At 70.0% G+C, this 24,990-nt stretch carries 21 protein-coding genes; 9 read left to right on the top strand and 12 right to left on the bottom strand.

Features of this window, described 5'->3' with window-relative positions; all coding sequences use genetic code 11:
* Window positions 1–193: 193 nt before the first annotated feature.
* Complete coding sequence (locus ACF1B9_RS02685; RefSeq protein ID WP_391739916.1) at window positions 194–1,177, bottom strand: slipin family protein; 984 nt, start codon at window positions 1,175–1,177, stop codon at window positions 194–196.
* A gap of 259 nt (window positions 1,178–1,436) precedes the next feature.
* On the opposite strand from ACF1B9_RS02685, the gene ACF1B9_RS02680 reads away from it, so the two are divergent.
* Window positions 1,437–1,784: a hypothetical protein gene (locus tag ACF1B9_RS02680; RefSeq protein ID WP_391739917.1), complete on the top strand. Its 348-nt coding sequence runs from the start codon at window positions 1,437–1,439 to the stop codon at window positions 1,782–1,784.
* Between the two features lie 35 nt (window positions 1,785–1,819).
* Here ACF1B9_RS02680 and ACF1B9_RS02675 read toward each other — a convergent pair whose 3' ends face one another.
* On the bottom strand, window positions 1,820–2,275 hold the full coding sequence (locus ACF1B9_RS02675; RefSeq protein ID WP_391739918.1) for a DoxX family protein: 456 nt from the start codon (window positions 2,273–2,275) through the stop codon (window positions 1,820–1,822).
* Between the two features lie 150 nt (window positions 2,276–2,425).
* Window positions 2,426–3,574, bottom strand: coding sequence for an ADP-ribosylglycohydrolase family protein (locus ACF1B9_RS02670; protein ID WP_391740097.1), 1,149 nt, complete (start codon window positions 3,572–3,574; stop codon window positions 2,426–2,428).
* Between the two features lie 55 nt (window positions 3,575–3,629).
* Here ACF1B9_RS02670 and ACF1B9_RS02665 point away from each other — a divergent pair, with 55 nt between their 5' ends.
* A complete protein-coding gene (locus ACF1B9_RS02665) occupies window positions 3,630–3,908 on the top strand; it encodes a DUF6343 family protein (RefSeq protein WP_391739919.1) in 279 nt (92 codons plus the stop codon).
* Between the two features lie 60 nt (window positions 3,909–3,968).
* On the opposite strand, the gene ACF1B9_RS02660 is transcribed toward ACF1B9_RS02665, so the two are convergent.
* The 4 genes from ACF1B9_RS02660 to ACF1B9_RS02645 all read right to left on the bottom strand — a co-directional run bounded on the left by ACF1B9_RS02660 (window position 3,969) and on the right by ACF1B9_RS02645 (window position 6,571).
* Entirely contained in the window at window positions 3,969–4,337 is a 369-nt protein-coding gene (locus tag ACF1B9_RS02660; RefSeq protein WP_351081567.1) for a tetratricopeptide repeat protein, read from the bottom strand.
* Window positions 4,338–4,458: 121 nt separating this feature from the next.
* Window positions 4,459–5,061 carry a dephospho-CoA kinase gene (gene coaE, locus ACF1B9_RS02655; protein ID WP_391739920.1) on the bottom strand — a complete coding sequence of 201 codons (603 nt, stop codon included), beginning with the start codon at window positions 5,059–5,061 and terminating at the stop codon, window positions 4,459–4,461.
* A gap of 88 nt (window positions 5,062–5,149) precedes the next feature.
* Entirely contained in the window at window positions 5,150–6,088 is a 939-nt protein-coding gene (locus ACF1B9_RS02650) for a PAC2 family protein (protein ID WP_391739921.1), read from the bottom strand.
* A gap of 96 nt (window positions 6,089–6,184) precedes the next feature.
* Complete coding sequence (locus ACF1B9_RS02645; RefSeq protein WP_391739922.1) at window positions 6,185–6,571, bottom strand: hypothetical protein; 387 nt, start codon at window positions 6,569–6,571, stop codon at window positions 6,185–6,187.
* Between the two features lie 246 nt (window positions 6,572–6,817).
* On the opposite strand from ACF1B9_RS02645, the gene ACF1B9_RS02640 reads away from it, so the two are divergent.
* Entirely contained in the window at window positions 6,818–7,780 is a 963-nt protein-coding gene (locus ACF1B9_RS02640; protein ID WP_391739923.1) for a right-handed parallel beta-helix repeat-containing protein, read from the top strand.
* A 104-nt stretch (window positions 7,781–7,884) separates the two neighbouring features.
* Here ACF1B9_RS02640 and rpsA read toward each other — a convergent pair whose 3' ends face one another.
* A complete protein-coding gene (gene rpsA, locus ACF1B9_RS02635) occupies window positions 7,885–9,396 on the bottom strand; it encodes a 30S ribosomal protein S1 (RefSeq protein ID WP_072483117.1) in 1,512 nt (503 codons plus the stop codon).
* A 398-nt stretch (window positions 9,397–9,794) separates the two neighbouring features.
* On the opposite strand from rpsA, the gene ACF1B9_RS02630 reads away from it, so the two are divergent.
* Entirely contained in the window at window positions 9,795–10,607 is an 813-nt protein-coding gene (locus ACF1B9_RS02630; RefSeq protein ID WP_391739924.1) for a class I SAM-dependent methyltransferase, read from the top strand.
* A 63-nt stretch (window positions 10,608–10,670) separates the two neighbouring features.
* Window positions 10,671–13,163, top strand: a complete 2,493-nt coding sequence (hrpB, locus tag ACF1B9_RS02625) for an ATP-dependent helicase HrpB (RefSeq protein ID WP_391739925.1) — start codon at window positions 10,671–10,673, stop codon at window positions 13,161–13,163.
* Between the two features lie 27 nt (window positions 13,164–13,190).
* Here the strand turns inward: hrpB and ACF1B9_RS02620 are convergent, their stop codons facing one another.
* From ACF1B9_RS02620 to ACF1B9_RS02610, 3 genes are all read right to left on the bottom strand, one after another.
* The gene (locus ACF1B9_RS02620; RefSeq protein ID WP_391739926.1) at window positions 13,191–14,201 is read right to left on the bottom strand and encodes a DUF3068 domain-containing protein; all 1,011 of its coding nucleotides are present in this window, start codon (window positions 14,199–14,201) and stop codon (window positions 13,191–13,193) included.
* Between the two features lie 40 nt (window positions 14,202–14,241).
* The gene (locus ACF1B9_RS02615) at window positions 14,242–14,379 is read right to left on the bottom strand and encodes an SPW_0924 family protein (protein WP_351081551.1); all 138 of its coding nucleotides are present in this window, start codon (window positions 14,377–14,379) and stop codon (window positions 14,242–14,244) included.
* A 140-nt stretch (window positions 14,380–14,519) separates the two neighbouring features.
* Window positions 14,520–16,226, bottom strand: a complete 1,707-nt coding sequence (locus ACF1B9_RS02610; RefSeq protein WP_391739927.1) for a lytic murein transglycosylase — start codon at window positions 16,224–16,226, stop codon at window positions 14,520–14,522.
* A gap of 186 nt (window positions 16,227–16,412) precedes the next feature.
* Between ACF1B9_RS02610 and ACF1B9_RS02605 the strand changes: the two genes are divergently transcribed.
* Window positions 16,413–17,240 carry a DUF4184 family protein gene (locus ACF1B9_RS02605; RefSeq protein WP_391739928.1) on the top strand — a complete coding sequence of 276 codons (828 nt, stop codon included), beginning with the start codon at window positions 16,413–16,415 and terminating at the stop codon, window positions 17,238–17,240.
* A gap of 48 nt (window positions 17,241–17,288) precedes the next feature.
* Here ACF1B9_RS02605 and polA read toward each other — a convergent pair whose 3' ends face one another.
* Window positions 17,289–20,000: a DNA polymerase I gene (polA, locus tag ACF1B9_RS02600; protein ID WP_391739929.1), complete on the bottom strand. Its 2,712-nt coding sequence runs from the start codon at window positions 19,998–20,000 to the stop codon at window positions 17,289–17,291.
* Window positions 20,001–20,159: 159 nt separating this feature from the next.
* Between polA and ACF1B9_RS02595 the strand changes: the two genes are divergently transcribed.
* The 3 genes from ACF1B9_RS02595 to ACF1B9_RS02585 all read left to right on the top strand — a co-directional run bounded on the left by ACF1B9_RS02595 (window position 20,160) and on the right by ACF1B9_RS02585 (window position 24,967).
* On the top strand, window positions 20,160–22,481 hold the full coding sequence (locus ACF1B9_RS02595; protein ID WP_391739930.1) for an FdhF/YdeP family oxidoreductase: 2,322 nt from the start codon (window positions 20,160–20,162) through the stop codon (window positions 22,479–22,481).
* A gap of 139 nt (window positions 22,482–22,620) precedes the next feature.
* Window positions 22,621–23,091, top strand: a complete 471-nt coding sequence (locus tag ACF1B9_RS02590; RefSeq protein WP_376219499.1) for a PaaI family thioesterase — start codon at window positions 22,621–22,623, stop codon at window positions 23,089–23,091.
* A 667-nt stretch (window positions 23,092–23,758) separates the two neighbouring features.
* Window positions 23,759–24,967 (top strand): branched-chain amino acid ABC transporter substrate-binding protein, encoded by a 1,209-nt coding sequence (locus ACF1B9_RS02585; RefSeq protein ID WP_391740098.1) that lies wholly within the window; start codon window positions 23,759–23,761, stop codon window positions 24,965–24,967.
* Window positions 24,968–24,990: the final 23 nt, after the last annotated feature.

Below are 24,990 nucleotides of genomic sequence, written 5' to 3'. Positions count from 1 at the left end.
TGACTCCTGCGAGTCTAGGCGGGGGGTCTGACAACCGGTGGCGCACCTGCGTTCCAGCACGTCAGAGGCGATACGAGCCTGCCGGTCCGGGGAGCGGACCGGCAGGCTCAAGAGCGGGCCGGGTCGGCCCGGAGAGCGGACCTTCCCGACGGGGAACGTCGGCGCCCTTCGAGGGCTCAGTGCGCTCCGGCAGTCAGTGCCTGGCGAGCGGCTTGGAGCGGGAGGGCGGCGCGGGCGTGGCGGCCGGGGTCACACCGGGCATGGACGCCGGCGAGGGCGCCGGAGTCGCCGGCGGCGGCTGAGGCCGGCGGGGTTGAGGCCGCGGACGCGGTTGCGCCTGGACCGGACGCTGTGGCTGCGCGGGCTGCTGCGGCGGCTGCACGGCCTGCTGCGGCTGTGTCGTCAGCTGCTGTGCGGGCTGCTGCGCCCTCTCCAGGAAGCGGAGCAACTCCACCGGGAACGGCAGCACCAGCGTGGAGTTCTTCTCGGCAGCGACCGCCACCACCGTCTGCAGCAGGCGCAACTGGAGCGCGGCCGGCTGGGAGGACATCTGCTTCGCCGCCTCGGCGAGTTTCTTCGACGCCTGGAGTTCGGCGTCCGCGTTGATGACACGGGCCCGCCGCTCACGGTCGGCCTCCGCCTGCCGGGCCATGGAGCGCTTCATCGTCTCCGGCAGCGAGACGTCCTTGATCTCCACCCGGTCGATCTGCACGCCCCAGCCGACCGCCGGGCTGTCGATCATCAGTTCAAGGCCCTGATTCAGCTTCTCGCGGTTGGACAGGAGATCGTCCAGATCGCTCTTGCCGATGATCGACCGCAGTGAGGTCTGCGCCATCTGCGACACCGCGAACCGGTAGTCCTCCACCTGGATCACCGCACTCGCCGCGTCGACCACCTTGAAGTAGATGACCGCGTCCACCCGCACCGTCACGTTGTCCCGCGTGATCCCGTCCTGCGCGGGCACCGGCATCGTCACGATCTGCATATTGACCTTGCGCAGCCGCTCGACACCGGGAAGCACCATGGTGAAGCCGGGCCCTCGCACGCCCTCACGGAGCCTGCCTAGCCTCAGCACGACGCCCCGCTCGTACTGCTTGACGATCTTGGCTGCGGCCATCAGGTACAGCGCACCTGCCGAAGCCCCCGCCACTGCCGCGATTACAAGCTCCTGGACCATGACGGCCCCCTGAAAGCCGGGAACACCTGAATACAGGAATGAATCAGTTGTTATTACCACGGTATGCCCACTATCAACCGATATGAACATTGTCCGAGGGTCTCCGGCCCCGGCTGTCGCCCGCCCGGCCGTGCACCGGATGCCGGGGCTCCCGGGAGCGGGCAGGGTGACCAGCGTCAGCACGTTCTCCGTGGCGTACGCGGCGCGTGGTCCGCGGCGGGCTGACGGATGAGCCGGACGAGACAGACGAGGACCTGCCATGCCCGTGATCGACCACCAGCGCCGCCGCCTCGGCATCGCAGCCGGGACCGCGCTCCTGACCCTCACCGTCGCAGGCTGTTCCGGCCTCGGCCGGACCGCGGTCGGGCCGGTCACCTACACCACCGAGCGGGACGCCGTGATCACGGTGAACAGCCCCTCGGTGAGGGGCTGCCACCGGCTCGCTCCCTCGGGCGCCAAGGAAGTGATCAACGGCACCCTGATCGACATCATCCTGTACCGCACGCCCAACTGCACCGGGCCGGGTTCGACGTACCTCGCGACCACCTTCACCGACGTCAACGGGACCGGCGCCCTCCCCTGGCGCAGCTTCGGCACGGTCCACTGACCGACGGCGCACGGAGCCCGGACGCGGACCACGCGCTATGCGTGTCTCCGGACGAGCGCGAACAGATCCGCCGTACGGTCCCGGCGCTCCCTGGCGATCAGCACGAGCAGCACGATGAGCAGGGCCGGCATGATCGCGTTCACCCGGTCGAGCAGTGTCAGCTGGACGATGGAGGCCCCCGCCATCAGTCCGCAGAAGGCCATGGCCGCCACTCCGGCCAGAACCGGGATCAACAGGGCGATGGCCCCCATCATCTCCAGCCCTCCGATGGTGTACATCGCCGCCTGATTCCAGCCCATCCGGTCGAAGGACTCGATCGCCGTCTCATGGGCGATCAGCTTGGCGAACGCGCTGAAGCCGAAGAACAGGGCGAGTACGACGCGAGCGACGGTCAGTGCCACGGCCCCGCGGCCCCGGCCTCCGGCCCGGGTGTCGGCGCGGGTGCCAGGGGTGGCAGCAAGGTTGTTGTGGGCCGCTGTGGACTCGGTCATCCTGGTCTCCTCGGGAAGCTTCGCAGTGTGTCGCTTACGAAGAGGTAGACCGGTCCGCAGTCCAGAACTCATCGCTTCCCGGCACGCCCGCCCGCTCAGCCCGCCCGCGTCGCCGGCGGACCGTCGGCGACGCGGCGCGCGGGGCACTCGTCAGTACGCCGGATATCGGTCGGCCGGCCACGCGACCGCGTGCTCGAACTCCAGGCACAGATCGTCGGCCACCTCGGTGATCACCGCTCGTCCTTCGGTCGCCACCAGCCAGGACGGCGGAAGGTGCACGTCCCCGTGACGGGCTCCGAGCAGATTGCCGCAGATCGCGCCCGTGGAGTCGCTGTCGCCCGAGTGGTTGACCGAGAGCAGCAGCGACTGGGCCACCCGGTCGGCGGTCGGCAGCACCAGGGCGCAGTACACGGCGATCGCGAGCGCTTCCTCCGCAACCCATCCCGCGCCCAGCGTCTCCACCTTCTCGGCGGTCGGTTCGCCCTCGGCAGCCAGGGCGACGGCCGCGCGCAGAGCCGCCGTCGTCTCCTCGTGTCCCGGATGACGGCCCAACAGCTCCATGGCCCGCAGGACCGCGCCCGCCGTCGAGTCCCCCTCCAGAAGATGGGTGACGATCGCGGCGAACGCCCCTGCCGCGTACGCACCGGTCGGGTGACCGTGCGTGATCTGCGCGCACCAGTGGGCGAGCCGGAAGCCCCTCTGGGCGTCCTCCCCCACCAGCCCGAAGGGGGCGGACCGCATCACCGTGCCGCAGCCCTTGGACCCGGTGTTCACGGGGCCGGGCGTACCGAGCCTTTCCGTGGGTTCGGGTACATGGCCGGCCGCGAGCCCGGTCAGACAGGCATTCCCGGGGGCCCGGCGCGCGTAGAGCCAGGCCTCCTGCCTCAGCCAGCCGGTCCGCACCGGGTTGTCGCCGCCGCGGGGCGGCGGAGCCGGGTGGTTCTGGGTGTCGAGCCAGCGCAGATAGGCGTTCCGCACGGTGTCGATCTCGGCACCGCCCATCCCCTTCGACATCGCCCGGGAATGCGCTCTGATCAGCCCCTCGGCTGTGAAGAGGGTCATCTGCGTATCGTCCGTGACACGTCCGACGACTCCCTCGTCGTCCGCGAGAAGCCCCTGTACGCCGTGTTCACCGTGCGCGCGGCGGATACCGGCGAGCGAAAGGAACTCCACCGGGTTTCCCAGGGCGTCCCCGATCGCCCCGCCCAGCAGACAGCCACGCACCCTCGCCCTGCGGCCGTTGCGGTCCCCCCACGATGTGCTGTTCACGCACGATCCCCTCGATCCGAAATCCGACATCGACATCCCCGAAAAGGCCATCGCGGGTCCATTCTGGGTAGGAGAGGCGATCGCCATGCGTACCGGCAATGAACCGATGACTGCCCGCAGTCCTCTGCGGCTGCGGCTCTGCCTGAGTCTATGGGGGCTGGTCTGGGCCGTCTTCGGCCTGGCGGCCTTCACGCTGACCGGCCGGCCGGGCTGGGCCGCCGCCTGCGGACTGCTGCTCCTGCTCGTCCTGGTGGACATCGCGGTGATCATCCACCACATCCACCAGGGACCGCACTACCAGCCGGGCCGCAACATCCCACCGTACGAACCCGATCACGGCGGGCGCGGCCGGTACGGGCACTGACGAGTGCCGGGCACGAACGCGCGCCGGGCGGGGGCTCGGCCGGCCCTTCGCGTGGAGGGGTCAGTCCTCCGTACGGAAGCGGGCCGCCTTCAGATACTCGGGGTTCGGATCGAGTGCGGCGGCAAGCCGGAAGTGTCGGGCGGCCCGGTCGGAGCGGCCCGAGCGCTCGAAGGTGCGGGCGAGCGCGAAGTGCGCGAAGGCGTTGTCCGGTTCGCGCTCCAGGACGAGCTCGAATTCGAGTTCGGCAGGACGCAGTTGGGCGGCGGCGAAGAAGGCTCGGGCCCGCAGCAGACGGGCCGCGGTGTTCTCCGGATGGGCCGCGATCACCGAGTCCAGGAGCTTGACCGCGCCCCGGGGGTCGCGGGCCGCCAGCAGGTGTTCGGCCGCGCGGAAGTCGATGACATCTGTTTCCGGGGTCCTCTCGGGCACGATCGCATCCTTCCCTTCAGTATCGGATCCCCAACGTCCGACCGGCTGCCACTATTCCGACAAAGAGCGATCCGGTGTTCCGACAAAGAGCGATCCGGCACGGACCGGACCGGCACGGGGATCAGCCGGCCGCGGCCCGCTGAGTCAGCTCCGACCAGACCTTGCGGACCTGCGGCTCCAGCGCTTCCAGCGATCCGTCGTTGTCGATGATCAGATCGGCCACGGCTCGCCGCTGCTCTCGGGTGGCCTGTGCAGCCATCCGGGAGCGAGCCTCCGGCTCGGTCATGCCGCGCAGCCGTACGAGCCGGTCGAGCTGGGTCTGCGGACTGGCGTCCACGACGACGACCAGGTCGTAGAGCGGCGCGAGGCCGTTCTCGGCGAGGAGGGGGACGTCGTGGACGACGACCGAGTCGGGGCCCGCGGCCCGCTCCAGTTCGGCGGAGCGGGCGCCGACCAGCGGGTGGACGATCGCGTTGAGGGTGGCGAGCCGGTCGGCGTCGGAGAAGACGATCGAGCCGAGCTTTGGCCGGTCCAGGGTGCCGTCGGCGGTCAGGATGCCTTCGCCGAACGCGTCGACGACGGCGGCGAGTCCGGGCGTCCCCGGCTCGACGACCTCCCGGGCGATCCGGTCCGCGTCGATCAGCTCCGCTCCGTATCCGACGAGCAGCCGCGACACTTCACTCTTGCCGGCGCCGATCCCACCGGTCAGGCCCACTTTCAGCATGCCGGGAAGCCTAGTACGAAGGGCGTTCGGGCGGACCGGGCGGCCGGTCGGGCGTCCTGCTCACGCTCCGCGAGGAACCGTCGGCCGGTCAGGCGTCTCCCTCACGCTCCGCGAGGAACCGCTCGAATTCGCGGCCGATCTCGTCGGCGGACGGCAGGTCGACCGGCTCGGCGACCAGATTGCCCCGGGTCTCGGAACCCGCGACCGCGTCGTACTGGTGCTCAAGGCCCTCGACGAGCGAGACGAGATCCTCGTCACCCTGGTCGATCTGCCGGTCGATCTCGGTCTGGGTCCGGTGCGCCTCCGTGCGCAGCGCGTGGGCGACGGTCGGCAGGACCAGGCCGGTGGCGGCCGTGATCGACTCCAGGGCGGTGAGCGCCGCGTCCGGATAGGCGGAGCGGGCGACGTAGTGCGGTACGTGGGCGGCGACGCCCAGGACGTCGTGCCCGGCCTCCATCAGCCGGTACTCCACCAGGGACTCGGCCGAGCCGGGCACCTGCGCCTCGTCGAACGGGCTGCGGTGGCCGGGCATGAGGTCCGTGCGGTTGCCGTGCGGGGTCACGCCGACGGGACGGGTGTGCGGGACGCCCATCGGGATGCCGTGGAAATTCACCGCCAGGCGGACACCGAGGCGCTCGACGATCTGCTCGACGGCAGCGGCGAAGCGCTCCCACTCCACATCGGGCTCGGGCCCGGAAAGCAGCAGGAAGGGCGCGCCGGTGGCGTCCTGGACGACCCGGACGTCGAGCGTCGGGGTCTCGTAGGCCGCCCAGCGGTCGCGCCGGAAGGTCAGCAGTGGGCGCCGCGCGCGGTAGTCGACGAGCCGGTCGTGGTCGAAGCTGGCGACGACCTGGTGCGGCAGCGTTTCGAGCAGTCCGTCGACGATCTGCTCGCCCGTCTCACCCGCGTCGATGTATCCGTCGAAGTGGTAGAGCATGACCAGGCCGGCCGACTCCTGGGCGAGCGCCATGTCGACGACGGCCAGCCCCTTCGGCTCCCATTCGTACAAACTCTGCGGATCAGGCACTGTTACCGCTCCTCCTCGTGTTCCTAGAGCAGAACGTCCGGCAGGGCACGGGCATTCCCGGACCGTGCCCCGTCACCCGGCGATTCATGCCAGAACCTATGCGAGAACACGGGCGTGGAGCGCCGTCGCCGCCTTCCGCGCAGAGGTGAACGCGCCGTGCCGCCAGGCATCCGTGCGGCCGAGGTGATCACCCGCGAAGTGGACGTGCCCGGCGGTGCGGCGGCGCACCGGAGCCCTCGCCCCTGCCTTGCCGTCAAAGATATGGACGTTGACATTCATGTCGGTGAACACCTCGATGGGGACGCCGAGTTCGCGACAGCGGAAGGGCGGGTTCACGGCCGGCCGCCCGGGCGATGGGGGCGAGGCCGAGGACCTCGTCGTCGCGAACATCGCGCCCGCGCCACCGATGATGCCGATGCCGCGCAGAAGCGCACGACGGCTCGCGCCAGGCACCACGGGCGAGTGGTGCGAAGCATGCGTCATATCCCCGCTCACCTCCGGATGTTGAGGCTGCCGACATCCCGACCAAGGCGTATTACGAACCGTCAGTTATTTGCACATTGCGCTGTTTTTTTCCTCTCTTCACCCCGCCCGACGCCCCACGAACAATGGTCCATACCTTGACACGCCCACACCCCATCCCTACCGTCACTGGGCAGCACGTTCAGACACTCGCCCCACATTCATGTACAAGAACGTCTTGAACTCCTTCGACGGAAGGCACCCCCCATGCGCATCCGTACGCCGCTCCCCGCACTGCTGGCCGCCGTACTCGCCACCGGCGGTCTCGCCCTCGCCTCCGCCACCGACGCGGACGCGGCGGCCGTCATCGATGTGAGCACCGCGGCCCAGCTCAAGTCCGCCCTCGCCGCCGCGTCCCCCGGCGACACGATCCGACTCGCCGATGGCACGTACACCGGCAACTTCAAGGCGACCGTCCCCGGCACCGCCTCCGCCCGGATCACCCTCACCGGTTCCGCCGGAGCCGTCCTCACCGCCGGCGGCGGCTACGGGCTGCACCTCGACGGCGCCTCCTACTGGACCGTGCAGGGCATCACGGTCACCGGCGGCCAGAAGGGCATCATGGCCGACACCGCCACCGGAGTCGTGATCGACTCGGTGACCGTGCACGACCTGGACATGGAGGGCGTCCACTTCCGCAAGTCCAGCAAGAACGGCGTCATCAAGAACTCACGGATCTATGACACCGGGCACGACGGCCGCGGCATGGGCGAGGGCGTCTACGTCGGCACGGCGAGCGACCTCTCCGACAAGAGCGACCAGGTCCAGATCCTGAACAACACGATCGGGCCGGGGGTCGGCGGCGAGAACGTCGACATCAAGGAAGGCACCACCGGAGCGAAGATCATCGGCAACACCTTCGACGGCAGCGGGCTGACCGGCGCCCACTACGACGACTCCTGGGTCGACGTGAAGGGCAACAACGTCCTGGTCGACAGCAACAAGGGGACCCGTACGACCAACAACGGCTACGAGACCCACACCCAGCAGAGCGGCTGGGGCTGCGGCACCGTCTTCCGCAACAACACCTCGGACCTGTCCGGCTCCAAGGGTGACAAGCAGATCGCGTTCAACGTCACCAACTACAGCACGAGCTGCCCGACCACCGTCTACAGCAGCAACACGGTGACCGGCGGCAAGGGCTTGACCAACATCACCGTCACACCGTAACGACTCGCGCGGGCGGCCGCGGACACGAGTGAGGCCCGCTCCCCGAGGGGAACGGGCCTCACTCTCAGCTACGGCGATCAATCACCGGCCGGAAGGGCAGAGCGTCAGCTCTGGCCGCCCGCCAGCTTCTCGCGCAGGGCAGCCAGGGCCTCGTCCGACGCCAGGGCGCCGGAGTTGTCCGCGGACTCCGAGGAGTACGAGCCGCCACCGCTGCCGCCGGAGGCAGCCGGGGCGCCACCGGCCGGGGCGGCAGCACCCTCGGCAGCAGCGGCCTCGTCGGCCTCGCGGGACTTGATGACCTGGGCCTGGTGCTGCTCGAAGCGCTGCTGCGCCTCGGCGTACTGCGTCTCCCACGCCTCGCGCTGGGTCTCGTAGCCCTCGAGCCAGTCGTTGGTCTCGGGGTCGAAGCCCTCGGGGTAGATGTAGTTGCCCTGGTCGTCGTAGGACGCCGCCATGCCGTACAGGGTCGGGTCGAACTCGACCGACGCCGGGTCGGCACCGAAGGACTCGTTGGCCTGCTTCAGCGAGAGGCTGATGCGGCGACGCTCCAGGTCGATGTCGATGACCTTGACGAAGATCTCGTCGTTGACCTGGACGACCTGCTCCGGGATCTCCACGTGGCGCTCGGCCAGCTCGGAGATGTGGACCAGACCCTCGATGCCCTCGTCGACGCGCACGAACGCACCGAACGGAACGAGCTTGGTGACCTTACCGGGAACGACCTGCCCGATCTGGTGCGTACGGGCGAACTGCTGCCACGGGTCTTCCTGCGTCGCCTTGAGCGACAGCGAGACGCGCTCGCGGTCCATGTCGACGTCGAGAACCTCGACGGTGACCTCCTGGCCGACCTCGACAACCTCGGAGGGGTGGTCGATGTGCTTCCAGGACAGCTCGGAGACGTGCACGAGACCGTCGACGCCGCCGAGGTCCACGAACGCACCGAAGTTGACGATCGAGGAAACGACGCCGGAGCGGACCTGGCCCTTCTGCAGGGTCGTGAGGAACGTCTGGCGGACCTCGCTCTGGGTCTGCTCCAGCCAGGCACGGCGGGACAGGACCACGTTGTTGCGGTTCTTGTCCAGCTCGATGATCTTGGCTTCGAGCTCCTTGCCCACGTAGGGCTGGAGGTCGCGGACGCGGCGCATCTCGACGAGGGAGGCCGGCAGGAAGCCACGGAGGCCGATGTCGAGGATGAGACCACCCTTGACGACCTCGATGACGGTACCGGTGACGATGCCGTCCTCTTCCTTGATCTTCTCGATCGTGCCCCAGGCACGCTCGTACTGAGCGCGCTTCTTGGACAGGATGAGGCGGCCTTCCTTGTCCTCCTTCTGGAGAACCAGGGCCTCGATCTCGTCGCCGACCTTGACGACCTCGTTGGGGTCGACGTCGTGCTTGATCGAAAGCTCGCGGGAGGGGATGACGCCTTCGGTCTTGTAACCGATGTCGAGCAGGACCTCGTCCCGGTCGACCTTCACGATGACGCCGTCGACGATGTCGCCGTCGTTGAAGTACTTGATCGTCTCGTCGATCGCGGCGAGGAAGGCTTCCTCGTTACCGATATCGTTGACCGCTACCTGCGGGGTGGTGGCGGTGGTCTCGGTGCTGCTCGTCATGTGGGAAAGGGCTCCGGTACGGACAGAGAGTCGTAGGTACTGCTACGCCGGGAGCCCGTATCGCCTCCGCTGAAGCCGGACAGCCCGGGAAGCACCGCACCCGTCGAACGGGAGGCACCTCGTGAACCGAGGGGACATGCAACAGACGCGAGCGCGGCCTGCTAGGTCTGAGGCGCGCAGGCTCGCAGCGCAACTTGTAGCATACGGGGGCAGCCGGGCACGGTCAATGCGCGAAGGCGCACACCCGGGGCGCAACAGTCCATATCCGGCACAATTCGTGTTCCCCGAGGCCACATCGGCCCCGGGAGATAATCCGTGGGTACGGAGCCGTACGGGCAGCTGCCCCTGGGTACATACCGCGTGCGGCGGGGTGAAGGCAAACTACAACGACGGGCACGATGAGCCAAGAGATCTACGCGGCCGAACCCGAAGCGACTCGCCGCGACGCCTCGGAAACCGAAAGCACCCGGGCCAGTCGCGGCTGGTGGGACCGGAACGCCGACGAGTACCAGAGCGACCACGGCGCCTTCCTCGGCGACGACCGTTTCATCTGGGGGCCGGAAGGGCTCGACGAGGCCGAGGCCGGTCTGCTCGGCCCCGCCGAGTCGCTGAAGGGCCTGGACGTCCTGGAGATCGGCGCGGGCGCGGCGCAGTGCTCGCGCTGGCTCGCCGCCAGGGGAGCCCGTCCGGTGGCCCTCGACCTCTCGCACCGGCAGTTGCAGCACGCGTTGCGGATCGGCAGCGGGGTCCCCCTGGTGGAGGCGGACGCCGGGGTGCTGCCCTTCCGGGACGGCTCCTTCGACCTGGCCTGCTCCGCATACGGCGCGGTGCCGTTCGTCGCCTCCCCTGTGCAGGTGTTCCGCGAGGTGCACCGGGTGCTGCGCCCCGGGGGCCGCTGGGTCTTCTCGGTGACGCACCCGATCCGCTGGGCGTTCCCGGACGAGCCCGGACCCGAGGGGCTCTCGGTCGCGGCCTCGTACTTCGACCGCACCCCCTACGTCGAGCAGGACGAACAGGGCGATGCCGTGTACGTCGAGCACCACCGGACGCTGGGCGACCGGGTGCGGGACGTGGTGGCCGGCGGTTTCCGTCTGGTCGATCTGGTCGAACCGGAATGGCCCGCCTGGAACCACCAGGAGTGGGGCGGCTGGTCCCCGCTGCGCGGGAACCTGATCCCGGGCACGGCGATCTTCGTCTGCGAACGGGACTGATACGGAGGTCCTGGCCCGGCCTCAAGGTACGGGAGCCCCGGTTCCTCGTACGAGACTGGGGGCGTGATCCGTACCGACGCCCTGGACCAGTTGCCCGTACGCACGGCTGTGCCCGCCCTGGAGCGGGCGCTCGACAACCGCGGTGTCGCGGTGCTGTGCGCGCCGCCCGGCACCGGCAAGACGACTCTCGTACCGCTGGTCCTGGCCGGTCTGGCCGGTGGCGGGCCGGTGCGCCGGGTGGTGGTCGCCGAGCCGCGGCGGATCGCGGCGCGGGCGGCGGCGCGGCGGATGGCGTGGCTCATCGGGGAGCGGGCCGGCGGGCGGGTGGGGTTCACGGTCCGCGGGGAGCGGGTGGTGGGGCGCGACACCGTGGTGGAGGTGGTGACCACCGGGGTGCTGCTTCAGCGGCTGCAGCGCGACCAGGAGCTGGCCGCGGTCGACGCGGTGATCATCGACGAGTGCCATGAGCGGCATCTGGACGCGGACACGGTCGCCGCGTTCCTTCTCGACGTGCGGGAGGCGATCCGGCCCGACCTGCGGCTGGTGGCCGCGTCGGCGACGACGGACGCCGCGGGCTGGGCACGGCTGCTGGGCGATGCCCCCGTGGTGGAGGCACGGGGTGTCTCGCACCCGGTGGAGGTGGTCTGGGCACCGCCCGCCACCCCGGTGAGGCCGCCGCACGGGATGAGGGTCGATCCGGCGCTGCTGACGCATGTCGCGGCCACGGTGCGCCGGGCACTCGCCGAACGGGACGGCGATGTGCTGTGCTTCCTGCCCGGTGTCGGCGAGATCGGGCGGGTGGCGGGGCAGCTGGCGGGGGTGGGAGCCGAGGTGCTCCAGGTGCACGGGCGGGCTCCGGCCGCGGTGCAGGACGCGGTGCTGGCCGGGTCGTCCGGGAGCCGGCGGGTGGTGCTGGCGACCTCGGTGGCGGAGTCGTCCCTGACGGTGCCCGGGGTGCGGATCGTGGTCGACTCGGGGCTGGCCAGGGAACCTCGTACCGATCACGCGCGGGGGCTGAGCGCGCTGACCACGGTGCGGGCGTCGCAGGCGGCGGGGAGGCAGCGGGCGGGCCGGGCCGGGCGTGAGGCGCCGGGGGCGGTGTACCGGTGCTGGGAGCAGGCGGAGGACGGGCGGCTCGCGCGGTTCCCGTCCCCGGAGATCGAGGTCGCGGATCTGGCGGCTTTCGCGTTGCAGGCGGCGTGCTGGGGCGATCCGGACGCGTCGGGGCTGGCCCTGCTCGATCCGCCGCCCGCGGGCGCGATGGGCGCGGCGCGCGAGGTGCTGAGGGCGGTCGGCGCGGTGGACGCGGACGGCCGGGTCACCGACCGGGGTGTACGGATGTCCCGGCTGGGCCTGCATCCGCGGCTGGCGCGGGCGCTGCTGGACGGCGCCGTCGAGGTGGGCGGGCGGCGGGCGGCCGAGGTGGTGGCGCTGCTGAGCGAGGAGCCGCCGCGCGAGTACGGGGACGATCTGGCGGCCGCGCTGCGGACCGCCCGGCGTGGCGGGGACGGGTATGCGGCGCGCTGGCGGCAGGAGGTCCGGCGGCTCTCCTCCTCGGTCCAGGACGCGGGCGGGGGTTCGGGCCCGGACGACGGAGCCGTCGGTCTGGTGGCCGCTCTGGCGTTCCCGGAGCGGGTGGCGCGGGCCCGGGGCGGGGGGGCGTTCCTGATGGCGTCGGGTACGGGTGCGCAGGTGCGGGACGGCTCGGGGCTGCGCAGCGCGCCGTGGCTGGCCGTCGCGGTCGCCGACCGGCCCGCGCACACAGCGTCCGCGCGAGTGGGGCTCGCCGCCGTCATCGACGAGGACACGGCGCGGACGGCCGCCGGGCATCTGCGGTTCACGGGTGAGGAGGTCCGTTGGGCCGACGGCGATGTGGTCGCCCGCAGGGTGGAGCGGCTGGGTGCCGTCGAGCTGTCGGTGCGCCCGCTGAAGGAGCCGGCGCCCGAGCTGGTGCGCGAGGCGCTGGTCGAGGGTCTGCGGCGCGAAGGGCTCGGGCTGCTGCGCCGGACGCGTGAGACCGAGCAGTTGCGGGAGCGGCTCGCCTTTCTGCACCGGACGTTGGGCGCGCCCTGGCCGGACGTGTCGGACGGTGCGCTGCTGGACCGTACCGGGGAGTGGCTGGAGCCCGAGTTGTCTCGGGCGCGGCGGCGCTCCGACCTGGCGCGGATCGACGCGGGGCAGGCGTTGCGGCGGCTGCTGCCGTGGGCGTCCGGTGAGGCGACGCGGCTGGACGAGCTGGCTCCGGAGCGGATCGAGGTGCCGAGCGGCTCCCGTATCAGGGTCGAGTACGGCGGGGTGCAGCCCGTGCTCGCGGTGAAGCTGCAGGAGCTGTTCGGCCTGCAGGAGACCCCGAGGGTGGCCGGGGTGCCGGTGCTGGTCCATCTGCTGTCCCCCGCCGGCCGCCCCGCGGCCGTCACCGCGGATCTGGCGTCGTTCTGGCGGGACGGCTACCGGGTCGTGCGGGCGGAACTGCGCGGCCGCTATCCGAAGCATCCGTGGCCACAGGACCCCACGACGGTGGAGGCGACCCGGTTCACGAAGAGGGCCCGGCGGTAGGCAGCGCCGGGCTCTCCGGGGCGCGGCTCAGGCGGGAGCAGGTTGCGGGTCCGGGGCGGGTGCCGGTGTCCCGTCGGGCAGTTCGCCGTCCGGGCGCCGGGAGCGGGCCTCCAGCCACAGGGCGAGTGCGAGCAGTCCGGCGCCGAGGACCAGGAAGCCCCAGGGCAGGTACGAGGTGAGCAGCAGGACCAGCACACGCTGGGACTGGACCAGGGCGACGATCGAATCGACGTAGTCCTCGCGCATCTTCACGTGCCCGGCGAATACGGTGACGGTGTCCTGGGGCAGGCCCATCGCCTTGGCGTTGCGCAGCTCCTCCTTGTGGACCTCCTCGCCGTTGACGGGCGCTCCGGTGACCGGGTCCACCCAGAACATGCGCTTGGTCGTGTACCAGCGGGTCATGCCCGTCTTCGCGATCTGCTCCGGGGTGACGCCCTTGATGGGCATCTTCTTCGGCATCGGGACCTTGGTCCACGGAATGGTCTGCTCGAAGTAGTAGACGTCCATGCCGTGGAAGGTGCGGGTGCCCTTGTAGTGGATCGGCGCGCTGGTGCGGGCCTGGGCGTCGAAGTACTCGTAGTCGCGTTTCTGGGTGAGGAAGGGCCACTTGAACTCGATGCCCTCGCGCCTGACCGGATCACCGTCGACCGATTCCCCGGTGGCGTGGACGGGGGCCTGGCTGTGCGCGTCGAAGATGTAGCGCTCGGGGATCTCGGAGACCATCTTGCCGTCCGGACCGACCACATAACTGAGGGCGTCCCAGACGACGACGTCTCGTCCGGCGCTGCGCTCGATCTTCTCGGACTCCTCCACATTGCCCTTGAGGGTCTGCACGATGGTGACCTTGGGGACCCGCTTGACCTTCATGTTGTCGTTGTAGTCGAGGAGGGTGGCGGGTTTCGCCTCCAGCACCGTTTCCTGGTACTGACTGGGCGGGATCTTCGCCAGCCTCGGGAAGGCGTACCAGCGCAGCAGGGGCGACATGGCGGCGAAGAAGACGGCGAAGGCCAGGAGTACGAGGCTGGCTCGGCGGCGCATGGTGGTGCCCTCCCTCAGCTTCTGTTGCTTCTTCCGGTGGCTAGTTCTTGGGGCCCGGGACGGTGGTCAGCAGAGGTTTGGGCGAGGTTTCTCCGGGCGGGGCGCCGATCGCGCTGATGGTGAGGACGAGCGCGAGGGCTGCGGCCAGCCCGATGGCGGCGGCGACGAAGGCACGCATGCCGGATCCTCCCGGGAGCACGGATCTGATGGGTCGTCAGGGTTGAGGCACCGTAGCAATGCGGGCGCGAGATGAGAACACGTAGGACAGCCCCTCTGCCGTGGTGGCGGAGGGGCTGTCGGGGCATGCGGCCGGGCGGGTCACACGGCGGGGGGCTCCGGGGCCTGTGATGCCGTCGGGGCCTCGGTCCTGAGCTCGATGACGATCGTGGCACCGCCCTCGGTGGTGAGGCGCAGCTTGTACGTGCCCTCGGCGTCGTCCGCGTAGATCTTCGGGAGCTTCAGGATGCCGTCGGCGTCGGTCGTGAGGTCCGTGAGGGTACGGACGGTCTTGCCGTCCGCGTCCTTGAAGTACGGGCCCTTGTCGTTCTCGGCCGGCTGCTCGGCGTCGGTGATCATGGTGGCGGTGACGGCGACCCCGGCGGCGATCGCGTCCTTGTAGGTGGCCTTGACCTCGACGGTGTCGGCGAACTCGGTGCCGGGCGCGGCGGTCAGTTCCTTGTCGTCGGTCCTGGCGATCGCGTCGGCCCGTCGGGCGGTGACGGTCGCGGAGTAGGTGACGGCGGGCAGCGAACGGCCGGTGGCGACGGCCCGCACCGTGAACTTCCCCGTCGTCTCGCCCGCCTTCAGCACCGGCGCGGTGACCGTGCCGTCGGCTCCGGTGAGAAGGGTGACGGCGGTCTTCCCGCCGGTGAAGGTGGCATCCGTGTCACCGGCGACGGTGAAGGTCACGGAGACCCTGGCGAGCGGGCCGCCGAGGCTGTTCCTGGCCCGCACCTTGATCCGCTCGGCGAACGCGTCGCCCGCGGTGGCGGTCAGCGGGCCGGTGCCGGCGTTCTCCACACTCGCGAGGGTCTGCGACGGCTTGGGAGTGGGCTTCGGGGTCGGGGTGGTGGTGCCGCCCCCCGGCTTCGAGGGGTTCGGGCTCGGCTTCGGCTTCGGCTTCGGCTTCGGCTTCGGCTTCGTCTTGGTCGTTCCGGACGGCGAAGGGGACGGGGTCGGGCTGCCGGGACTCGGGTCCGTACCGCCGCCGAGGCCGGGCGGGATGGCTCCGGTGCCGTCGGGGATCTCGTGGGTGCCGCGCTTGTAGTACTCGAACCAGGAACGGACCGTACGGAGGTAGGCGTCCGAGTGGTTGTAGCTCAGGACCGCCCGGTCGAGATCCGCGGCGACGGACAGATCACGGGAGCCGGCGCAGAGATAGTGTCCGGCGGCGAGGGCCGCGTCGTAGATGTTGTTGGGGTCCTTGCGGCCGTCGCCGTTGCCGTCCTGGCCCCAGGTCGCCCAGGTGGACGGGATGAACTGCATCGGGCCGACGGCACGGTCGTGGGTCGAGTCCCCGTCGTACGCCCCGTTGTCGGTGTCCTTGATCATGGCGAAGCCCCGGCCGTCGAGGACCGGGCCGAGGATCGGGGAGAACGTGGTGCCGTTCGCGTCGACCCGGCCGCCGCGGGCATGACCGGACTCGACCTTGCCGATCGCGGCGAGCAGTTGCCACGGCAGCCGGCAGGCGGCGTCGCTGTCGGCGATGTTCTGCTCGGCCTTCTTGTACGCGGCCAGGATCGAAGCCGGTATGCCCGATTCCGCTCTGCCGGTGACGGGGAGGTTCGTGCTGGTCCCCGGTTTGTCGGGCGTGTTCAGCGGCGGCAGGTCCGTGTAGTACGGCGAATTGCCGGTGGCCGCGCCGCTGTCGGGCGAAGGCGCTGTTCCGGTGGACTGCGGGTCGCCGCTGTCGCCGACCAGCGGTGTACCGGGGGCTCCTGAGGCGGAGAGCGCCGCCACGGCGACGGCGGCCACAGCGGTGGTGGTCGCCCCCTTGCGAAGTCGGCGACCGAATTGCGCTGCCATACCCCTGGTCCCTCCCCGTCGACGGCTGTCCGCGCTCCCCAGCGCCAGGACTCAGGCGACCCTACGGCAACTTGTGCCGCCGGGACACTGTGCCCTGACCGGTTCTTACCTCTTTTTCACGTTCCCGACAGCAAGTTGTACGGCCGTGGCCGGGCGGAGGCCGGAGGCTCGCGCATACTGGCCGCCATGCCGTTCACACTCAGCCATGCCGCCGCAGTGCTGCCGGGGATGCGGCGGAACGGAACGGCGCGGGGCCCGCTGCTCGCCTCCGCCCTCGTCGCCGGTTCGTTCGCCCCCGACATGACGTACTACGCGGACACCGCGATCCCGGGCGCCATGGAGTTCGGCCGGGTCACCCACTCGGCAGGAGGCGTGTGCACGGTCGATGTGCTGATCACGGCGGCAGTGGTGGCGCTGTGGCTGCTGCTGCGAGAACCGCTGGTGGCATTGCTGCCGCGGGCCTGGCAGGGACGGGTGCATGCCTTCGTGCGGGGGCGGCGAAGGACATGGCGCGTCCGGGACTGCGGGTGGTTCGTGCTGTCGGCGGTCGTCGGGGCCGCCACCCATGTCGTCTGGGACGCCTTCACGCATCACGACCGGTGGGGTGTGCGGCTGGTCCCGGTGCTCGGCGGGAACCTCGGCGGACTTCCGGTGTTCCAGCTGGTGCAGTACGGCAGTTCGGCGGCGGCACTGGCTGTGCTCGCATGGTTCACGGCTTCGGGGCTGCGGCGGGCGGGGGCGCGCCCCGTCCCGCCGTCCGTGCCGGTGCTGGACCGTCGCGGGCGGTGGGCGGTGGGCGTGCTGCTCGGCGTCTGCGTACTGCTCGGCGTCGTGCACCGGTGCGCACGCTGGTATGCGCATTTCAAGCACATCGACACCCCGCTGGACATCATCCCGACCGCCTGCTTCGGCGCGGGGGCGGGATTGGCGGTGGGCCTGGTGCTGTACGGGGCGTGGATGCGGCTGCGGCGTACGCGCGCGTCCGCTCCCCCGGTCGTCGCCGGACGGACCTGATTCCTCCAGGACCCGTCCGCAGCCCGGCCCGTCCGGCGTACCGCCGCGTCAGTGCGCGGCGGACTCCCAGTCCGTACCGACGCCGACCGAGACGTCCAGCGGGGCACGCAACTGCACGGCCGTGGACATCTCGTGGCGGAGGATCTCCTCCACCTGCGCCCGCTCGCCCCGGGCGATCTCCAGGACGATTTCGTCATGGACCTGGAGCAGCATGCGGGACTTCAGCTTCCGCTCGGTCAGCGCCCGGTCGACCTGGAGCATGGCGACCTTGACGATGTCCGCCGCCGTGCCCTGGATCGGGGCGTTGAGCGCCATCCGCTCGGCCATCTCGCGGCGCTGGCGGTTGTCGCTGTTGAGGTCGGGGAGGTAGCGGCGGCGGCCGAAGGCCGTCTCCGTGTAGCCGGTGGCCCTGGCCTCCTCCACCACGCGGTGCAGGTAGTCACGCACTCCGCCGAACCGCTCGAAGTAGGTGTCCATCAGCCCGCGTGCCTCGCCCGCCTCGATGTTCAGCTGCTGGGACAGACCGAACGCGGAGAGCCCGTAGGCGAGTCCGTAGCTCATGGCCTTGATCTTGCGGCGCATCTCCGGGTCGACGGCGGACTTGTCGACGCCGAAGACCTGCGAGGCGACCGTCGTGTGCAGGTCCTCGCCGGAGGTGAACGCCTCGATCAGGCCCGCGTCCTCGGAGAGGTGGGCCATCACCCGCAGCTCGATCTGGCTGTAGTCGGCCGTCATCAGCGTCTCGAAGCCCTCGCCGACCACGAAGCCCCGGCGAATGGCCCGGCCCTCGTCCGTACGGACCGGGATATTCTGCAGGTTGGGGTCGGTGGAGGAGAGCCGGCCGGTCGCCGCCACCGTCTGGTTGAACGTGGTGTGGATACGGCCGTCGGCCGCGATCGTCTTGATCAGGCCCTCGACGGTGACCCGCAGCTTCGCCTGCTCGCGGTGGCGCAGCATGATGACCGGCAGCTCGTGCTCGGTCTGCGCGGCGAGCCAGGCCAGGGCGTCGGCGTCCGTCGTGTACCCGGTCTTCGTCTTCTTCGTCCGGGGCAGGCCCAGTTCACCGAAGAGCACTTCCTGGAGCTGCTTGGGCGAGCCGAGGTTGAACTCGCGGCCGACCGCGGCGTGCGCCTCCTTCACCGCCTGCTGCACCGCACCGGCGAACTGCTGCTCCATACCTTCCAGATGGGCCCGGTCGGCGGCGATGCCGTGCCGTTCCAGACGGGCCAGCAGAGCGGACGTCGGCAGCTCCATGCCGTGCAGCAGGTCGGTCGCGCCGACCTCTGCCAGCCGGGTGGTGAACGCCTCGCCCAGATCCAGGACCGCGCGGGCCTGCGTCATCAGGGCGTCGGCCTCGGCCCGGTCGTCGGCGCCGAAGGCCAACTGCCCGTCGGCCGCCGCCGCAGGCGCCAGCTCCCGGCCGAGATACTCCACCGCCAGCGCGTCCAGCGCGAAGGAACGACGACCGGGCTTGACCAGATAGGCGGCCAGGGCGGTGTCCATCGTGACGCCGTCGACCTGCCAGCCGTGCTCCGGGAAGACCCGCATGGCGCTCTTCGCGTTGTGCATGACCTTCGGCCGACGCGCGTCGGCGATCCAGGCGGCGAACGCCTGCTCGTCGACCTCGTCGAGCTCCGCCGGGTCGAACCAGGCCGCCGCACCGTCGGCCGCGGCGAGCGCGACCTCGGTGACCGTGCCGGCACCCACCGCCCATGTGTCCACGGTGGCCACGCCGAGCGGCTGCCCGCCGTGCTCGGCGAGCCAGGGCGCCAGCTCGCCCGCGCCCAGCACCGCGCCGTCCAGCTCGATGCCCGCGGCGGGCTGCGGGGCCTCGCCCTCGGCCGCGCCGGGGTCGACCGCCAGCAGCCGCTCGCGCAAGCTCGGGTTACGGATCTCCAGGACATCCAGCACACCCGTCACCGCGGTGCGGTCGTACGGCGCGCGCTCCAGGTCCTGCGGCGTCTTCTGCAGCCCCACGTCGCGGACCATCTCGGTCAGCCTGCGGTTCATCCGCACCGCGTCCAGGTGGTCCCGGAAATTCTGGCCCGCCTTGCCCTTCACCTCCTCGGCGCGCTCCACCAGTTCGGCGAACGAACCGAACTGGTTGATCCACTTCGCGGCGGTCTTCTCGCCGACGCCGGGGATGCCGGGAAGGTTGTCCGACGGGTCACCGCGCAGCGCCGCGAAGTCCGGGTACTGCTGCGGCGTGAGCCCGTACTTCTCCTCGACCTTCGCCGGGGTGAAGCGCGTCAGCTCCGAGACGCCCTTGGTCGGGTACAGCACGGTGACGTTGTCCGTGATCAGCTGGAACGAATCGCGGTCACCGGTGACGATCAGCACCTCGAAACCGGCCGCCTCGGCCTGGGTCGCCAGCGTCGCGATGACATCGTCCGCCTCGAAACCGTCGACCGCGAAACGGTCGGCGTGCATCGCGTCGAGCAGCTCGCCGATCAGCTCCACCTGCCCCTTGAACTCGTCCGGGGTCTTCGAGCGGTTCGCCTTGTACTCGGGGAACTCCTCGGAGCGCCAGGTCTTGCGGGAGACGTCGAACGCCACCGCGAAATGCGTCGGCGCCTCATCACGCAGCGTGTTCGCCAGCATCGACGCGAAGCCGTACACCGCGTTCGTCGGCTGCCCCGACCCTGTCGTGAAATTCTCCGCAGGCAGCGCAAAGAACGCCCGGTACGCCAGGGAGTGCCCGTCCATCAGGAGCAGGCGCGGTCGGTTGTCTGCCGTCTTCTTCGATGCCGTCTCAGCCACGCCCCCGATCCTGCCACGGACCACTGACAATCCCGACCGGACGGGACACCCCGGCGCCTCTGTCGGTGCCACGTGACAAAATCGCAGGACGAACACATACCGCGTCGATGCGCACCGCGCACCGCGCAGGTCCGCAGTCGGCTCGAAGGGGAGCGCACCATGGCCACGAAGCCGCCCGCAGGTGACCCGGTCCAGGACGCGCCGCGGATCGAGCCGGCGCAGCACGCCGCCGCCGGACTGCCGGCCGTGGCCCACAGCCTGCTGATCGCCCAGCAGCAGATGGGCGTGCGGCGCACCGCACAGACCCTCCTCAAGGTCAACCAGAAGAACGGCTTCGACTGCCCCGGCTGCGCCTGGCCCGAGGGTGACAAGCGGCACACCGCGGAATTCTGCGAGAACGGCGCCAAGGCCGTCGCCGAGGAGGCGACACTGCGCCGGGTCACCCCCGACTTCTTCGCCGCGCACCCCGTCGCGGACCTCGCGTCGCGCAGCGGGTACTGGCTGGGCCAGCAGGGCCGGATCACCCAGCCGATGTACCTCCCCGAGGGCGCCGAACGGTACGAGGCGGTGACCTGGGAGCACGCCTTCGGCATCATCGCCGAGGAGCTGGGCGCGCTCGGCTCCCCCGACGAGGCCCTCTTCTACACCTCGGGGCGCACCAGCAACGAGGCCGCGTTCCTGCTCCAGCTGTTCGCCCGCGAATTCGGCACCAACAACCTCCCCGACTGCTCCAACATGTGCCACGAGTCCTCCGGCTCGGCACTGACGGAGACCATCGGCATCGGCAAGGGCAGCGTCTCGCTGGAGGACCTCCACCAGGCTGACCTGATCATCGTCGCCGGACAGAATCCCGGTACCAACCATCCCCGGATGCTCTCCGCCCTGGAGAAGGCCAAGTCCGCGGGCGCGAAGATCATTTCGGTGAATCCGCTGCCCGAGGCCGGTCTGGAGCGGTTCAAGAACCCGCAGACCCCGCTCGGCATGATCAGGGGCGCCGCACTCAACGACCTCTTCCTGCAGATCCGCATCGGCGGCGACCAGGCCCTCTTCCGGCTCCTCAACAAACTGATCCTTCAGACCGAGGGCGCCGTCGACGAAGCCTTCGTGCGGGAGCACACCCACGGCTACGAGGAGTTCGCCGCCGCGGCCCGCGAAGCCGACTGGGAACAGACCCTCGCCGCCACCGGCCTCGACCGCGGCGCCGTCGAGGAGACGCTCGCCATGATCCTGGCGTCGAAGCGCACCATCGTGTGCTGGGCCATGGGCCTCACCCAGCACAAGCACTCCGTGCCGACCATCCGCGAAGTCGTCAACTTCCTGCTGCTGCGCGGCAACATCGGCCGCCCCGGCGCCGGGGTCTGTCCCGTCCGCGGCCACTCCAACGTCCAGGGCGACCGCACCATGGGCATCTTCGAACGGCCCTCGCCCGAATTCCTCGACGCGCTCGACAAGGAATTCTCGATCACCTCACCGCGCCACCACGGCTACGACGTCGTCCGCTCCATCCAGGCACTGCGCGACGGCGACGCCAAGGTCTTCTTCGCCATGGGCGGCAACTTCGTCGCGGCCACCCCCGACACGGAGGTCACCGAGGCCGCGATGCGCCGCGCCCGCCTCACCGTCCATGTCTCCACCAAGCTCAACCGCTCGCACGCCGTGACCGGCACCCGCGCGCTGATCCTGCCCACGCTGGGCCGTACCGACAAGGACGTCCAGGCGAGCGGCAAGCAGTTCGTCACGGTCGAGGACTCCATGAGCATGGTCCACGCCTCGCGCGGCAACCTCGCCCCGGCGAGCCCCCACCTGCTCTCCGAGCCCGCCATCGTCGCCCGCCTCGCCCGCGCCGTCCTCGGCCCCGGATCGGCCACCCCCTGGGAGGAGTTCGAGAAGGACTACGCGACGATCCGCGACCGCATCTCCCGCGTCGTCCCCGGCTTCGAGAACTTCAACGCCCGCGTCGCCGCACCCGGCGGCTTCACCCTCCCGCACGCCCCGCGCGACGAGCGCCGCTTCCCCACCGCGACCGGCAGGGCCAACTTCACCGCCGCAGCCGTGGAATACCCCGAACTCCCCGAAGGCAGGCTGCTGTTGCAGACCCTGCGCTCGCACGACCAGTACAACACCACGATCTACGGCCTCGACGACCGCTACCGCGGCATCAAGGGCGGTCGCCGCGTCGTCCTGGTCAACCCCGACGACGCCCGCGCCCTCGGCCTCGCCGACGGCGCGTACACCGACCTCGTCAGCGAATGGAAGGACGGAGTGGAACGCCGCGCCCCCGGCTTCCGCATCGTGCACTACCCGACCGCCCGGGGCTGCGCGGCCGCCTACTACCCGGAGACCAACGTGCTGGTCCCCCTCGGTTCGACGGCCGACACCAGCAACACCCCTGCCAGCAAGTCCGTGGTCGTCCGCTTCGAGAACGTACAGGGCCACAACGCCCACGGGGAGAACGTCCAGGAGCAGAACGGCCGACGGTAGAACGTCCGGCGGCAGAACGGCCGGGGCGGAACGGCCGGGGGAATCCGCACCCACAACCCACTAAGCGTTCGCTCAGTCGTCTGATAAGAACGATGCACACAGCAATAAAGCTATGAATCGGACGATCGGAGCCGGACCCATGGGCGAGCACACCGCACCCAAGTTCCCCCAGGAGATCATCGACGAGTACGCCGCACTCGGCGTCGACCTGCCCGCCCTCTTCTCCGCCGGCCACCTCGGCGAGCGCATGGGAGTCACGATCGTCGAGGCCTCCGCGGACCGCGTCGTCGGGACCATGCCCGTCGAGGGCAACACCCAGCCGTACGGACTGCTCCACGGCGGCGCCTCCGCCGTCCTCGCCGAGACCCTCGGCTCGATCGGCTCCATGCTCCACGGCGGCGCCACCAAGCTCGCCGTCGGCGTCGACCTGAACTGCACCCATCACCGAGGGGTACGCAGCGGCCTCGTCACGGGCGTCGCCACCCCCGTACACCGCGGCCGCTCCACCGCCACCTACGAGATCGTCATCACCGACGAGCACGACAAGCGGGTCTGCACCGCCCGCCTCACCTGCATGCTCCGCGACGCACCGCAGGCCGAGGCCGCCTGACCCGCCGAAACACACGCACACCGCCACCGACACAGCTGCCCGGCCGGAACGCAATCCGGCCGGGCAGCACCATTCCCGCTCACAACCACCAGCACGAGGAGCACAGTTGAGCAACCGAACCAGCCAACTCCCTTGACCACGCTGATCGTTGTGTGGCCCACTCAGCACTCCGGCCAAGCCTCACCGCATTCCGCACAGACAACACCGCGTCGACCACGCCACGCCAGATGTAACACTGCGTAACAAACGTGCAATGTGCACACGCTTTCACGTGGCACCCCGAACCCGGCCTCCCGACGCCGGGCAGCTCGTCACGCCCCCACGGACCCCCCTCCGGCCCCCATCACGCGACAGCAGCAAGATCGGCTCAAGCCCCTTAGCAGAGCTGCGCGTTCTCAGAATGCGGTCACTTCGCCGACCGGTAAAAAGCCGTACATGTCCGCACAGCCACCTCAAGCCTTCCTCAACGGCATAACAAGACAGTCACATCCTGCGGCGGACCCATCCCGGACCACCACACCTGCGCCTAGAGTCACCGCCAGTCACCGCGCCGCCGGGCGCGTCTGCAGCACGGCCCTGTACCAACCAGTACGGCCCGGCGAACGACACGGCACCTCAAGCAGAGGAGGCCGCGCCAGGGAAAGGACCTTTCGTGCGACACCGTTCGTTGCTCATCCTCACCACAGTGCTCACCACCGGAGCACTGACACTCACCGCCTGCGGGTCGCGCGACGACAGCAAGAACAGCAGCAGCGGCGACACCCAGACCGTCGTCATCGGCGTCGACGCGCCCATCACCGGCGACCTGTCCGCCCTCGGCCTCGGCATCAAGAACTCCGCGGACCTCGCCGCCAAGACGGCCAACAACGACAAGACCGTCCCCGGCATCAAATTCGAGGTCAAGCCGCTCGACGACCAGGCACAGCCCTCCGTCGGCCAGCAGAACGCCCAGAAGTTCATCGACGACGACACCGTCGTCGGCGTCGTCGGCCCGCTGAACTCCGGCGTCTCCCAGTCGATGCAGAAGCCGCTCAACGACGCCGGCCTCACCCAGGTCTCCCCCGCCAACACCGGAACCGAGCTCACCCAGGGCGAGAACTGGAAGACCGGCGACAAGAAGCGCCCCTACAAGACCTACTTCCGCACCGCCACCACGGACCAGATCCAGGGCGCCTTCGCCGCGAAGTACCTCTTCAACAACGCGAAGATCAAGCAGGTCTACCTCATCGACGACCAGAAGCCCTACGGCGCCGGTCTCGCGGCCTCCTTCAAGAACACCTTCACCACCCTCGGCGGCAAGATCGTCGGCACCGACCACGTCAACCCCGACGACCGCGACTTCAACGCCGTCGTCACCAAGGTCAAGAAGTCCGGCGCCAAGGCCGTCTACTACGGCGGCGAGTACCCCGCCGGCGCACCCCTGAGCCAGCAGCTCAAGGACAGCGTCCAGATCCCCCTCATGGGCGGCGACGGCATGTACAGCGCCGACTTCATCAAGCTCAACAAGAAGGCCCAGGGCGACATCGCCACCTCCGTCGGCAAGCCCGTCGAAGAACTCGACTCCGCCAAGAAGTTCATCGCGGACTACAAGACGGCCGGATACAAGGACGCCTACGAGGCCTACGGCGGCGGCACCTACGACGCCACCTGGTCGATCATCGAAGCCGTCAAGCTCGCCGTCGCCGACAACAACGGCAAGGTCCCCGACGACCTCCGCGCCAAGGTCCTCGACGCCATGAGCAAGGTCAAGTTCGACGGCGTCACCGGCCCCGTCTCCTTCGACGAATTCGGCGACACCACCAACACCATGATGACCGCCTACCAGGTCGACGGCGGCAAGTGGACGTCCAAGCTCAGCGAGGCCTACAAGCCGTAACCAAGCTCCCGGTCACACCTCGC

The organism is Streptomyces sp. NPDC014727 (assembly GCF_043083485.1).
Lineage (GTDB): Bacteria > Actinomycetota > Actinomycetes > Streptomycetales > Streptomycetaceae > Streptomyces.
The sequence above is the reverse complement of the archived record's forward strand: the minus strand, read 5'-3'. Positions and strand labels throughout refer to the sequence as shown.

Bases quoted from the DNA above. Each gene is read 5' to 3' on its own strand.
- ACF1B9_RS02685 (WP_391739916.1), bottom strand. From the start codon at position 1,177: ATGGTCCAGGAGCTTGTAATCGCGGCAGTGGCGGGGGCTTCGGCAGGT.
- ACF1B9_RS02680 (WP_391739917.1), top strand. From the start codon at position 1,437: ATGCCCGTGATCGACCACCAGCGCCGCCGCCTCGGCATCGCAGCCGGG.
- ACF1B9_RS02675 (WP_391739918.1), bottom strand. From the start codon at position 2,275: ATGACCGAGTCCACAGCGGCCCACAACAACCTTGCTGCCACCCCTGGC.
- ACF1B9_RS02670 (WP_391740097.1), bottom strand. From the start codon at position 3,574: ATGTCGGATTTCGGATCGAGGGGATCGTGCGTGAACAGCACATCGTGG.
- ACF1B9_RS02665 (WP_391739919.1), top strand. From the start codon at position 3,630: ATGCGTACCGGCAATGAACCGATGACTGCCCGCAGTCCTCTGCGGCTG.
- coaE (WP_391739920.1), bottom strand. From the start codon at position 5,061: ATGCTGAAAGTGGGCCTGACCGGTGGGATCGGCGCCGGCAAGAGTGAA.
- ACF1B9_RS02645 (WP_391739922.1), bottom strand. From the start codon at position 6,571: ATGACGCATGCTTCGCACCACTCGCCCGTGGTGCCTGGCGCGAGCCGT.
- ACF1B9_RS02640 (WP_391739923.1), top strand. From the start codon at position 6,818: ATGCGCATCCGTACGCCGCTCCCCGCACTGCTGGCCGCCGTACTCGCC.
- rpsA (WP_072483117.1), bottom strand. From the start codon at position 9,396: ATGACGAGCAGCACCGAGACCACCGCCACCACCCCGCAGGTAGCGGTC.
- ACF1B9_RS02630 (WP_391739924.1), top strand. From the start codon at position 9,795: ATGAGCCAAGAGATCTACGCGGCCGAACCCGAAGCGACTCGCCGCGAC.
- ACF1B9_RS02620 (WP_391739926.1), bottom strand. From the start codon at position 14,201: ATGCGCCGCCGAGCCAGCCTCGTACTCCTGGCCTTCGCCGTCTTCTTC.
- ACF1B9_RS02615 (WP_351081551.1), bottom strand. From the start codon at position 14,379: ATGCGTGCCTTCGTCGCCGCCGCCATCGGGCTGGCCGCAGCCCTCGCG.
- ACF1B9_RS02610 (WP_391739927.1), bottom strand. From the start codon at position 16,226: ATGGCAGCGCAATTCGGTCGCCGACTTCGCAAGGGGGCGACCACCACC.
- ACF1B9_RS02605 (WP_391739928.1), top strand. From the start codon at position 16,413: ATGCCGTTCACACTCAGCCATGCCGCCGCAGTGCTGCCGGGGATGCGG.
- ACF1B9_RS02595 (WP_391739930.1), top strand. From the start codon at position 20,160: ATGGCCACGAAGCCGCCCGCAGGTGACCCGGTCCAGGACGCGCCGCGG.
- ACF1B9_RS02590 (WP_376219499.1), top strand. From the start codon at position 22,621: ATGGGCGAGCACACCGCACCCAAGTTCCCCCAGGAGATCATCGACGAG.